This window comes from Psychrobacillus sp. FSL H8-0510, from assembly GCF_038008345.1.
Classification (GTDB): Bacteria; Bacillota; Bacilli; order Bacillales_A; family Planococcaceae; genus Psychrobacillus; species Psychrobacillus psychrotolerans.
Genome location: NZ_JBBOYZ010000001.1, coordinates 1,719,968 through 1,731,939 on the forward strand (window position 1 = coordinate 1,719,968; position 11,972 = coordinate 1,731,939).

The following is an 11,972-nucleotide window of genomic DNA, read 5'->3' on the forward strand; positions in this document are numbered from 1 at the left end:
AAAAGAGCATTAACATTCATACATTTGTACTATATAATAAATTAAATACTATCCCAAATGGATTAGTAATATTGGCATGTATTTAATTTTATATAGAGAGTAGATGGAAAATGAGAAAATCAATAAAGTGGAAAATTATTGTTTCAGTAATGGCATTAATATTCGTAAGCATGATACCGCTAATAAGTATTAGTACAAATACAATAAGTGAAAAGACCGAAAAAGATTTACTTGACCAGAGCCAAGTAATAGTTAAAGAAATGACCTCATCCATACAAAATTATCTAGCTGTATACGAAAAAGGACTTTTACAACTATCTACTTCTAATGCAATTTTAGATTTTGAAAATAATGAAAAAGCTACGAATGTAGTATTGACTACTCAATTAGAAAAAAACTTAGATACTAGATTCAATGAATTTGTTTCTTTGTATGATGCTGTAGCATCTGTGTATATCGCTTTTCCAGATAAATCGATTGAAATAATACCAGAAGCGGATCTTGGAGCAGAATTTGATCCAACCTCAAGAGAATGGTATTCCAATGCTGTTTCAAACAAAGAGAGTTATAGCTGGTCTAAACCATTTGTGGATGCAGCAACTGGAGAATATGCTATTTCTGGTGCTAAAGCTGTTATTAAAAATGGCCAAGTGGTCGGTGTTCTTGCTATTGATATTTTACTGTCGAAGTTAACAGAAACGTTAGCTGACAGCGAGTTGGGGTACGAAGGTTATCCTATAATTGTAGATGCTGATGGTAATGCCATTGTTCATCCAACGTTATTTGGTGAAAATTTATCCAAGGATTCTTCTGTAAAGAAAATGCTTTCTAGTACCTCAGAAACAGGACATGTGACCGGTTTGATGGATGGTACTAACACAACTACTGTATACACTACGTTACCAGGATTAGATTGGAAGGTAGGCGCTGTTTATGAAGAAAGTAAAATCCATCAAACAGCTGACAGTATTCGTTCACAAATAATTATTATTGTTATATGTATAGAAGCGTTAATCTTTTTAGTATTATTTTTCCTAATAAGTCGTATATTGAAACCGATTGAACAACTAAAAAGATTGATGGATTCTATGGCAGAAGGAGATTTAACTGTTCAGGCTAATATTAAATCCAAGGATGAAATCGGACAACTAGCGAATAACTTCAACAAGATGGCTGTAAATATGAATGAAATTATTCAGGTCGTGAAAGAGTCTGCGAGTAATGTCCAATCGAATTCGGAAAGTTTAAGTGCGGTGGCAGAAGAAACAAACGCTTCCGCAGAGCAAGTTTCGTCAGCTGTGAGTGAGATTGCGGTAGGTGCTTCTAAATCCGCAGAAGATGCTGTAGACGTAACAGAAAGTTCGTTGCACTTAAGTGATCAAATCAATCTCATCAATGAAAAATCAGTAATGATGACTGATATAGCTATAAAAGCAAACACTATGAATTCGAATGGTCAAAACCAAATGAGTGAACTTAAATCATCTTTCCAAAACTGGGAGTCAAATCTAATCTCTATGTCCACGTTGTTTAGTACATTGGAAGTTAGAGTAAATGCGATTGGTAGTGTGATGGAAACTATTATGCAAATTTCTGCACAGACGAACCTACTCGCATTGAATGCAAGTATTGAAGCTGCACGGGCAGGGGAGCATGGTAAAGGATTTGCAGTCGTAGCGGATGAAGTACGGAAACTAGCGGAGCAATCTGCAAAAGCGACAGAAGAAGTAAAGCATACTATTACGGAACTTCAAAGTGAATCACATACTGTAGGACAACAAATGGAAGATACTATCAAAACTTTCCGTGAACAGGGCTCTGTTGTAACAAATACAGAAGTAACTTTTGGTGAAATATCGTTACTGATGAATAATTTACAAACTTCGATCGATGCTGTTTCAGCAGAAATTGAACAGGTTTCTACCTTTAAGGATCAAGTTGTAGATACGATTCAAATGATGGCTTCAACTTCAGAGCAAACCGCAGCAGCATGTGAAGAAGTAAGTGCATCATCAGATGAACAACTAAGAGCAATCCAATCGGTAGCGAAAGCTTCGGAGACTCTTACAGAGCTTAGTGACAAATTAGCGAATGCAGTGAATCGCTTTAAAGTTTAAAAGAAGTTGAATTGTTTGAAAACAAATGTTAATATTCACTCAGGAAGAACAATATAATTTAATAACTCTTATCAAGAGAAGCCGAGGGAAATGGCCCGTTGAAGCTTCAGCAACCTCTGAGTAGTCAGAAAGGTGCTAACTCCTACAAGATAATTTCTTGAAAGATAAGAATCGAGAGCAAAACGTTCACCCTCTTTTCTTGTTTATAGGAAAGAGGGTTTTTTGAATTTAAAGGAGGACAACAAATTGCCTATAAATATACCAAAACAGTTACCTGCAGCTGAACATCTTAAAAACGAGAAAATATTTATCATGGACACCGATCGAGCGATAGCTCAAGACATACGTCCGTTAAATATTGTTATCTTGAACCTTATGCCTGAAAAAGAAAAAACAGAGCTTCAATTGCTCCGTTTACTAGGAAATACGTCGCTACAAGTAAATGTAACCTTTTTACATATGGCAACCCACGATTCTAAAAATGTAAGTAAAACACATCTAGACACTTTTTATACGACATTCGAGGATATTAAGCACCGAAAATACGATGGGATGATTATTACCGGTGCCCCTATTGAGCATTTAAAATTTGAAGACGTTAATTATTGGAATGAGATTATGGAAATAATGGATTGGTCTAAAACTCAGGTGACCTCTGTTTTACACATTTGTTGGGGGGCTCAAGCCGCTCTCTACCATCACTATGGTATCGGGAAATATGACTTGTCTAAGAAATGCTTTGGGGTATTCAGTCATCGTTTATCAGACCCAACTGTACATTTAGTGCGAGGGTTTAATGATGAATTTCACGCGCCTGTGTCTCGGTACACAGCTGTATCTTTCGATGAAATAAAAAAAGACCCTCGTTTAATACTGCTTTCCGACTCAAAGGATGCGGGTGTTTTTCTAGTAATATCAAAAGATAAAAAGCATATTATGATTACGGGTCATTTAGAGTATGATGCAACTACACTTGCAGACGAATATAACCGAGATATTAAAAAAGGTGTGGATATTGATGTCCCAAAAAATTATTTTCCAAACGATGATCCAACACAAATACCGATGAACTCCTGGCGTTCCCATACACATTTACTTTTTTCCAATTGGTTGAATTATTATGTGTACCAAGAAACTCCTTATGATTGGGAATAACTAAAAGGCTGGCCGTGAGTGAATTCACGATCAGCCTATATATGTTGATGAAAATGAGCATTATAATTTTTTATTCTGTCTTAAAAATTCGGTTAATTTCCTGCATTTCTTCTATCGTCAGTTCCACTTCAAGTGCTTTCAGATTTCGTAACACTTGTTCTGGTTTTTTAGCTCCAGGAATTACTGTATCTATGGTATTTTGTGCTAGATACCATGCAAGAACAATGGAAGAAACCTCCGCTTGTTTATCATTTGCTATACTACGAAGAGACTCAATCTTTTCCAAGTTACGAATATAAACCTCCCCTTGAAATAACGGATTTTTTGATCGGCCGTCTTCAATTATAGAATCTTTATTGAATTTTCCTGTCAAAAGACCAGAAGCAAGAGGGAAATACGGGATAAATGAAATTTGGTGTTTGGCGCAAAAAGGGATTAAGTCATTTTCTGCCTCTCTTTTGAATAGATTATAGCCTGATTGGATTACTTCTAAATTCCCGTCTTTATTGGCTTCGGTTAATTGATCCATTGTGAAATTGGATACGCCAATTGCTCTAATTTTACCCTCTTCTTTAAGTCGTGAGAGTGTTCCAATTGCTTCATCCTTAGGAGTTCCTTCATCTGGAAAATGGATATAGAATAGATCAATGTAGTCGGTTTGCAGTCTGCGCAAACTATTTTCAACGGTCTCTCTTAAAAATTTAGGAGAGTTATCTACAATAACCTTTCCTTCCTCTATCTTGTGTGCCCCTTTTGTTGCAATAATCATATCTTGCCTCGTGTTAAATTCCTTTAATACTTCTCCTATGAGTTCTTCTGATCTTCCCATCCCATATATAAAGGCACTATCTATAAAATTGATTCCATTTTGAATAGCAGCTCGTACAATTTCCTTGCCTGTTTCATCGTTTAGATTAGGGAATAGATTGTGTCCACCGACTGCGTTACTTCCTAAACCAATAGGATTTACCAATAGACCAGTACGACCAATTTCTACTGCATTTTTCATAATAATAGAAACAACTCCTTTTCTCTGAATATTTCTATTATAATATAGAAAAACCAGAATACAAAAAGGTGGAGATTGATTTGACGGTACTAACGGATGTGCACACTGATTTTATTGGAGTAGTTCATCAAAAGTTTTCTGATTTAATGAGAGATGTAGAAAAAGCAATCATGCAGATGGAGGAAGATAAGTTATTTTGGACTCCAAATAATCATTCCAATAGTGTAGCTATCATCATTAAACATATGAGTGGGAATCTGATTTCAAGATGGACTGACTTTTTGACGACAGACGGTGAAAAGCCTGACAGAAATCGGGACGAGGAATTTGAAAGTACAGTGGAAACTCGTGAGGAGTTGTTAGAAATTTGGTCGAGGGGATGTCAAATATTCTTAGAAGCATTAGATACAATAAAATCAGTCCATTTGCTCCAAACTATTTACATTAGGAACGAGCCTCATACTGTTATGGAAGCTGTTATTAGAAGTCTTTCTCATACATCTTCTCATGTTGGACAGGTGATTTATATTGCGAAGCAAGTGACTACTGAAGAGAAGTGGACAACATTGTCTATTCCTAAAAAGCAAAAGTAGAAGTGGAGGCATTATTTTGAAGCTTGGACTATTAAAAAACGAGGTAAAGTTATCTCCATACGACGGGGAATGGGGGAAAGAGTTCAACCGGGTGAAACTAGAAGTTTTAGAAGCAACAGGACTTCTAGAAGATCGAATACAGCATATTGGAAGCACCGCAATAAAAAACATGCCTGCTAAACCAATTATAGATATATTAATAGGAATAGACGATATTTCAAATGTAGATAAAGCTATATTTAAACAATTACAAAGTATCGGATTTCTAAGATTGAGAGTGGAAAGACCAGGTGAAATAGTTCTGGCCAAATTTACGGATGAAACTTATGAAGTGAAAACTCATTTCATCCATATGGTAGATTTTGAAGAAGAACTATGGTGTAATCAACTATTTTTTAGAAATTACTTAAATTCCAACGAGAAAGCAAAAGAAGCTTACATGATTTTAAAAATTCAGAGTGCAAAGCAAAAGAATATTAATATTAGTGCATATACAGATTTGAAGGAACCATTTGTTAAAAGAATATACTCAAAGCGAACTAGTAAGGAAGTGAATTAGGAATGCTCACTAATCTTTATTTCGTCAGACATGCGCATTCCATCTATTCCACGGACGAATTGGGTAGACCATTGTCTGAACAGGGTATGGTCGATGCAAAGAAAATAACAGATCTGTTACTACAGGAGAATATAGAAGTAATAGTATCAAGTCCTTATAAGAGAGCTATTCAAACTGTGGAAGGAATTGCGAATCATTTAAAAAAAGATATAGAAATTATGGATGCATTCAAGGAACGACTTTTATCTGATCAACCAGTTGCTGATTTTAACGAAGCAATGCTAAAAGTATGGTCGGATTATGACTTTTCACTTCCAGGAGGAGAATCTAATCATGTTGCGCAAGCTAGAGGTATCCATGTAACGAAAGAAATCTTGAAGAAATTTGATGGCAAGAATATCGCAATAGGTACACATGGCAATATAATGGTTCTGATCATGAATTACTTTGACTCTATCTATGATTATCGTTTTTGGAAGCAACTTGAAATGCCTGATATTTATAAACTCACTTTTTACGAACAGCATTTGGTAGCTGTTAATCGAATAGACAATGAATCCAGAACGAAGAGTTCGGGCTATACTATTTACAAACGATCTGATATACAACATACCTTTCAACAAGTGGATTTGAATCATCAAAGAATGATTGGTACGGTAACCTTGCATGACCATGTACTAATAACTATTGAGGTAGATTTATTGAATGATTGTCTTCAAGTAGATGGGGATATCGAGCATTTGAAACAGTTAATGAGCGAAAGAGATTTAGACATGGATTATATGGTTTTCTTTAAGGAAATGACTAAGTTTTTTGTTGAAAATAAAATTAAAGATCCTCAAAAGTACGCTGAAAAATTAATAAAATAATGGGAGGAAATTACCGGAATAGAACGTATGTGTGGTATAATTGATAGTATAGATTGATCTTCTCATGGGTGGACGGCACAATTTTTTTACTTTCTGTTTAACGACCGGTACAGAAGGGGGTGCTGCTTTTGACGATATTTGAATCGCTCGTAATTATGATTAGTTTTTCTTCTCTAATCATTGCATTGATTACGCTGACCTTTTCAATGACACGAAAAAAGTAACCCACCTATGAGTTAGCGCTCGGATGGATTACTTAATCTCTTTGCCGACACCCTTGAAGGGAATCAGTCTATTTTACCGACCGGATGCTACTAACATCCGGTCGGTATTTTATTGTATACCTGTAATTCCTTTATTATACCAACTATCCTGAAGGGAATCAACGGAGTAGTTTTTTAACTATACACTTCTATGTTCAATCGGCAGTTTGTCGATCAATCAAAATCAAAGTCTTCTTCTCGTTCGATTTTCAGGATATTCCCAGTTCTTGCATGGACTTCCACTTCAAAAATCTGGTTGCTTGATGTCATGATGAATACTTCGTATACGAGAAGACCATCCTCCATATCCAAATCCACGTGTACAATTTCTCCAGGAATTCTCTGCAAAGCAATACTTATCGCTTGTTCCGAACTAATTCTCTGTCCATTCATTGGATTTACCACTAATTAAAACCCTCCTTGTCTTATTGATACCATTTTATGCAGACTGAATATAAAAGGATAAAAACTGTTTGACAATTGAAAGTATTCCTACTATCATAATAATTAACTTTTATGTTCGGAAAAAAGGCAGAAGATGCTAAAAGTAGTATCGCCTAAGAACAGACGAGCTGAGACGAGTTAGTATAGCTGAGAAATTGTTTGAGTAAGAATAGTAGCTTTTGCGGACAATCAAGAGAGTCAGTGGATGGTGAGAACTGATTTGTTGCTAGAGCGAATGGGCTTATGAGAGCTTCCTCGATAACATTCATTGTTGAAGAGGTAGACGTGTTTCCTACGTTACAGGAGCTTAAGTGGGAGTATTACACTCCAACTAGAGGTGGCAACGCGGTAAATACCGTCCTCTTCCAAGGGATTTTTCTGAAATCCCTTGGAAGAGGACTTTTTTTGTTTCAAAAATAGCTGAGCAGAGCAGAGGAGAGATTTAAGATGAGAGGATTTATAGACAAAGTGGAGAAGAGTGAGCATTTGACTTATGAGGAAATGGTGGATGCTTCCAAGCTATTGTTTGCAGAAAATACGGAAGTACACTATATTGTTGACTTTTTAAAAGCACTCTCCAAAAAGGGAGAGACATCTATTGAGGTTGCAGCACTTGCAACAGTTATGAAGTCATTTGCCATTAACTTAAACGAACCGCATGGTGATTATATGGATAATTGCGGTACAGGTGGAGATGGTTTGAATAGCTTTAATATTAGTACCACCTCTGCATTCGTGTTAGCGGGTGCAGGAGCAACAATAGCGAAGCATGGTAACCGGAAAATTTCTAGTAGCGCTGGAAGTTCGGATGTACTAGAAGCATTAGGAATTCATGCATCTATTAGCTCTGAGGCAACTATCGACCTACTTAAGCAAGAGGGATTAACTTTCCTCTACGCACCAAATGTACATCCAAAGTTAAAAAGGATTGGAATCGCTAGACAAATGATCGGCAAGCCGACTATTTTCAACCTGGTCGGTCCGTTAACTAATCCAATTAAATTAGAAACACAATATACCGGAATTAATCGTTCGGATTTCACGATGGAATATGCAGAAGTGTTAAGAATTTTAGGAAGAAAAAGAGCCATTGTTGTTTGCGGTGCTGGAGGGATGGATGAGGCTTCTCTTGCCGGTGTTAATCAGTTAGTCCTAATAGATAACGGAGATTTGATACCCTTTAAGCTGACGTCAAATGATGTAGGTTTAGCTTCTGCTCCTATTTCAGCGATACGTGGTGGAGATGGTCACACAAATGCCAAAATACTGCGTAACGTTCTCCAAGGTGAAGCAAGTCCTTATTTAGATACGGTGCTTTTTAACACTGGAATAGGATTATTTGCATCTGGAATCGTTAGCTCTATTCAAGAAGGAGTTAAGCTAGCAGCAGAAACGATCTGTTCAGGAAAAGCATTAGAAAAGTTGGAAGCAGTTATAACTTTCAGTCAACAATCTGTTAAACAGGAGGTGGCATTATGACAACAATCTTAGATAAGATATTAGCTTCCAAAAAAGGGCAAGTAGAACAGATGCTTCTCGGATCGATACCTGACCAGTTAGAAATTATTACACGACCATCGTTATTTGATGCACTTTATCAATCTGAAAAACTACAAGTAATTTCTGAGATTAAACGAGCTTCCCCTTCTAAGGGATTAATCGCAGAAGGGATTATTCCAGCTGACCAAGCATCTCAATATGCTAATGCGGGCGCAGCTTGTATTTCTGTATTAACCGATACTCCGTTTTTTCAAGGAACATTTGATGATTTAGCTGAAGTTGCAAGCACCGTTTCTATTCCAATTCTTTGTAAAGACTTTATCATTCATCCAATCCAAATAGATTATGCGAAGCATGCTGGAGCTTCTGTTGTATTACTTATCGTAGCAGCACTAAAACAAGAAAAACTTTTATCTTTATACGAATATGCAGTTAGCAAGGGTTTGGAAGTGTTAGTAGAAGTTCATGACTCAGTGGAGCTAGACCGTGCTTTGCAGCTGGATGCAAAACTAATTGGCGTAAATAACCGAGATCTTCGAACGTTTCAAGTAGATTTATCACGTACGGCTGAAATTGCAGCAAGCTTTCCATTTGAGGAAAAACGTGTGCTCATAAGTGAAAGTGGTATTTGGAATGCTACGGATGCTTCAAAAGTTGCTAACTATGGTGCCAGTGCTGTACTTGTTGGGGAATCGTTAATGCGAAGTGGAGATGTTCAGAATGCTCTTCAAAGCTTGCAAGTACAAAGAGAGGTAATTACTTCATGACGAAAGTGAAAATTTGTGGCCTCATGGAGAAAGAACATGTGGAAGTGGCAGTTCAGGCGGGAGCAGATGCGATTGGTTTTGTTTTTGCACCTAGCAAAAGAAAAATAACGATTGATAAAGCACGAGAGTTAGCAAAAGGCATTCCACCTGAAGTTTGGAAGATTGGAGTATTTGTCAACGCAACAAAAGAGGAACTATTAACTGCTTTTCAAGAGGTACCGCTCGATTTTATACAATATCATGGCCAGGAAACACCTGAATTTGTTCGAACAAATAATGTACCTTCTATTAAGGCATTATCTGTTCATAATGAAGCTGATGTTTTACAGGCGAAACAATATGACACTGATTTTTATTTATTTGATGCACCGGGTACGGATTATCAAGGGGGTAGTGGTGAAGTATTTGATTGGAAGCTGATGGAGGGTAATGATATTCCAACAGAAAAAATCATTCTAGCGGGTGGGTTGAATCCAAACAATGTAAAAGTGGCTATTGAGCAGATAAAGCCCTTTATGGTTGATGTTTCTAGTGGAGTAGAGCGAAATGGAACCAAAGATATAAAGCTTATTCAAGCATTTATAAGAGCCGTAAAAGATGATGGGAGTGTGGAATAATGGTAAAAATAGCAGATGACCAAAGAGCGGGAAGATATGGTAGATTCGGTGGTCAATATGTTCCAGAAACATTGATGACAGCTTTAATAGAGCTTGAAAAAGCTTACGAGAAAGCAATTGCTGATCAAACATTTGTAGAAGAAGTAAATTACTATTTAAAAGACTATGTTGGTCGCGAAACCCCATTATATTTTGCAGAAAGACTGACAAGAGAACTTGGTGGAGCACAAATTTATTTGAAAAGAGAAGATTTAAATCATACAGGTGCCCACAAGATTAATAATACAATTGGTCAGGCGTTGCTCGCAAAGCGAATGGGTAAAAAGAAAATCGTAGCGGAAACAGGTGCTGGACAGCACGGCGTTGCAACTGCAACTGTTTGTGCATTATTTGACCTTGAGTGTGTTGTATTCATGGGCAAAGAAGATGTGCGTAGACAGGAACTAAATGTATTTCGAATGGAATTGCTCGGTGCACAAGTAGTGTCAGTGGATAAAGGGTCTGGCACGCTGAAAGATGCAGTGAATGAGGCTTTAAGGTATTGGGTTTCTAATGTCGAAGATACCCATTATATATTAGGCTCTGCGCTTGGTCCCCATCCATTCCCTAGAATTGTTCGTGATTTCCAACGAGTAATTGGACTAGAGACAAAGCGTCAAATAGTTGAAAAGGTAGGGAAATTACCAGATGCAATTGTCGCATGTGTTGGTGGCGGTAGTAATGCAATAGGCATGTTCCATCCTTTTGTAGATGATCAGGTTGTTGCATTATACGGCGTAGAAGCAGGAGGAAGTGGTATTTCGACAGGACTCCATGCAGCGGCTGTCACTGGGGGTAAAGAAGGGGTGCTACATGGTTCTTATATGTATATTTTGCAGGATGATAATGGATTTATACAAGAAGCACATTCCATCTCCGCTGGTTTAGATTATCCTGGAGTAGGTCCAGAGCATTCCTATTTACATGATATTGGACGTGTACAATATACATCCGTAACAGATGCTGAAGCGTTAGAAGGTTTACAACTGTTATCAAAAAAAGAAGGAATTATACCAGCACTTGAAAGTGCCCACGCTATCCATTTTGCGACGGAACTTGCAAAAGAAATGTCTCCAGAAGAAATATTAGTTATTTGTTTATCTGGTCGGGGGGATAAGGACGTTCAAACAGTGCGTGATGCGTTAGGGGTGAATAACAATGGCTAAAACAAAATTACTAAACGCTATTCAATCAGTAAATACTCAAGGAGATAAAGCATTTGTCGCATATATAATGGCAGGAGACGGAGGACTAGAGACATTAAAGTCTAAAATTTTCTTTTTACAACAAGCAGGTGTAACTGCTATTGAATTAGGTATTCCTTTTTCGGATCCTGTTGCAGATGGGCCAACCATACAGGAAGCAGGTGAACGCGCTCTTGCAAACGGTGCAACACTTCGGTCTATCCTGCAGGAACTAGAAACTTTTTATGAGGAAGTTAGAGTACCGCTTGTACTAATGACTTATTATAATCCGTTACTTAGTTATGGGTTAGACCAGTTTGCACAACAATGTGAAAAATTAGGAATAGCTGGACTAATCGTCCCAGATGTACCACTGGAAGAAACAATAGAACTTCATGGAGTACTTGAAAATACAGATATCGCTTTAGTTCCTCTTGTTTCTTTAACAAGTCCACCAGAGCGTCTTAGGAAAATTGCAGTGTCCGGTGAAGGGTTCATCTACGCTGTAACGGTAAACGGAATCACGGGGATCAGAGATGGGTTTAGTGACCAGTTGGAGCAACATTTCACAAGTCTTTCTGAGCAGAGCACTATACCTGTACTAGCAGGGTTTGGTATATCTACCCCGGAACAAGTAAAAAGTATGGGAACATTAGCTGATGGCGTAATTGTAGGGAGTGCTATAGTGGAAGCGTTCCATCAAAATGACTTGGATCATATAACAGCACTAGTTCAAGCTTCTAAAGCAAAAGTATTTAACTAACATTTAATGGATTGAGATTGTATGGAGGATTCTTCAATTAAAAAGCATAAGTAAGGTAAAATAAACCCCATTCTGAGGGCACTGACTACCCTT

General features: G+C 37.4%; 12 protein-coding genes, 1 pseudogene, 1 riboswitch and 1 other annotated feature. Of the genes and pseudogenes, 11 read left to right on the forward strand and 2 right to left on the reverse strand.

Annotated elements, in window-relative coordinates:
- Positions 1–110 precede the first annotated feature (110 nt).
- Together MHI40_RS08405 and metA are read left to right on the forward strand one after the other, a co-directional pair.
- Complete coding sequence (locus tag MHI40_RS08405; protein WP_340762254.1) at positions 111–2,117, forward strand: methyl-accepting chemotaxis protein; 2,007 nt, start codon at positions 111–113, stop codon at positions 2,115–2,117.
- Positions 2,118–2,182: 65 nt separating this feature from the next.
- Positions 2,183–2,288: riboswitch (SAM riboswitch) on the forward strand.
- Between the two features lie 75 nt (positions 2,289–2,363).
- Positions 2,364–3,272: a homoserine O-acetyltransferase MetA gene (gene metA / locus MHI40_RS08410; protein ID WP_340762255.1), complete on the forward strand. Its 909-nt coding sequence runs from the start codon at positions 2,364–2,366 to the stop codon at positions 3,270–3,272.
- 70 nt (positions 3,273–3,342) lie between these two features.
- Here the strand turns inward: metA and MHI40_RS08415 are convergent, their stop codons facing one another.
- Positions 3,343–4,281, reverse strand: a complete 939-nt coding sequence (locus MHI40_RS08415; RefSeq protein WP_340762256.1) for an aldo/keto reductase — start codon at positions 4,279–4,281, stop codon at positions 3,343–3,345.
- Positions 4,282–4,361: 80 nt separating this feature from the next.
- On the opposite strand from MHI40_RS08415, the gene MHI40_RS08420 reads away from it, so the two are divergent.
- From MHI40_RS08420 to MHI40_RS08435, 4 genes and pseudogenes are all read left to right on the forward strand, one after another.
- The gene (locus tag MHI40_RS08420) at positions 4,362–4,874 is read left to right on the forward strand and encodes a DUF1572 family protein (RefSeq protein WP_340762257.1); all 513 of its coding nucleotides are present in this window, start codon (positions 4,362–4,364) and stop codon (positions 4,872–4,874) included.
- Between the two features lie 16 nt (positions 4,875–4,890).
- Positions 4,891–5,433, forward strand: coding sequence for a GrpB family protein (locus tag MHI40_RS08425; RefSeq protein WP_340762258.1), 543 nt, complete (start codon positions 4,891–4,893; stop codon positions 5,431–5,433).
- Positions 5,434–5,435: 2 nt separating this feature from the next.
- Positions 5,436–5,987: pseudogene (locus tag MHI40_RS08430) on the forward strand (histidine phosphatase family protein); the annotation flags it as partial.
- 443 nt (positions 5,988–6,430) lie between these two features.
- Positions 6,431–6,526: a putative holin-like toxin gene (locus tag MHI40_RS08435; RefSeq protein ID WP_245762605.1), complete on the forward strand. Its 96-nt coding sequence runs from the start codon at positions 6,431–6,433 to the stop codon at positions 6,524–6,526.
- A gap of 213 nt (positions 6,527–6,739) precedes the next feature.
- On the opposite strand, the gene MHI40_RS08440 is transcribed toward MHI40_RS08435, so the two are convergent.
- On the reverse strand, positions 6,740–6,970 hold the full coding sequence (locus MHI40_RS08440) for a PepSY domain-containing protein (protein WP_245762604.1): 231 nt from the start codon (positions 6,968–6,970) through the stop codon (positions 6,740–6,742).
- 189 nt (positions 6,971–7,159) lie between these two features.
- Positions 7,160–7,375, forward strand: a binding site (T-box leader).
- Positions 7,376–7,456: 81 nt separating this feature from the next.
- On the opposite strand from MHI40_RS08440, the gene trpD reads away from it, so the two are divergent.
- From trpD to trpA, 5 genes are read left to right on the forward strand one after another with little or no spacing between them, the layout of a single operon-like run.
- Entirely contained in the window at positions 7,457–8,488 is a 1,032-nt protein-coding gene (gene trpD / locus MHI40_RS08445) for an anthranilate phosphoribosyltransferase (protein WP_340762259.1), read from the forward strand.
- Positions 8,485–9,276 (forward strand): indole-3-glycerol phosphate synthase TrpC, encoded by a 792-nt coding sequence (trpC, locus tag MHI40_RS08450; RefSeq protein ID WP_340762260.1) that lies wholly within the window; start codon positions 8,485–8,487, stop codon positions 9,274–9,276. The genes trpD and trpC overlap by 4 nt, the downstream gene beginning before the upstream one ends.
- The gene (locus tag MHI40_RS08455) at positions 9,273–9,893 is read left to right on the forward strand and encodes a phosphoribosylanthranilate isomerase (protein WP_340762261.1); all 621 of its coding nucleotides are present in this window, start codon (positions 9,273–9,275) and stop codon (positions 9,891–9,893) included. Before trpC ends, MHI40_RS08455 begins: the two co-directional genes overlap by 4 nt.
- Positions 9,893–11,098: a tryptophan synthase subunit beta gene (trpB, locus tag MHI40_RS08460; RefSeq protein ID WP_340762262.1), complete on the forward strand. Its 1,206-nt coding sequence runs from the start codon at positions 9,893–9,895 to the stop codon at positions 11,096–11,098. Before MHI40_RS08455 ends, trpB begins: the two co-directional genes overlap by 1 nt.
- Positions 11,091–11,879, forward strand: a complete 789-nt coding sequence (gene trpA / locus MHI40_RS08465) for a tryptophan synthase subunit alpha (RefSeq protein ID WP_340762263.1) — start codon at positions 11,091–11,093, stop codon at positions 11,877–11,879. The genes trpB and trpA overlap by 8 nt, the downstream gene beginning before the upstream one ends.
- Positions 11,880–11,972: the final 93 nt, after the last annotated feature.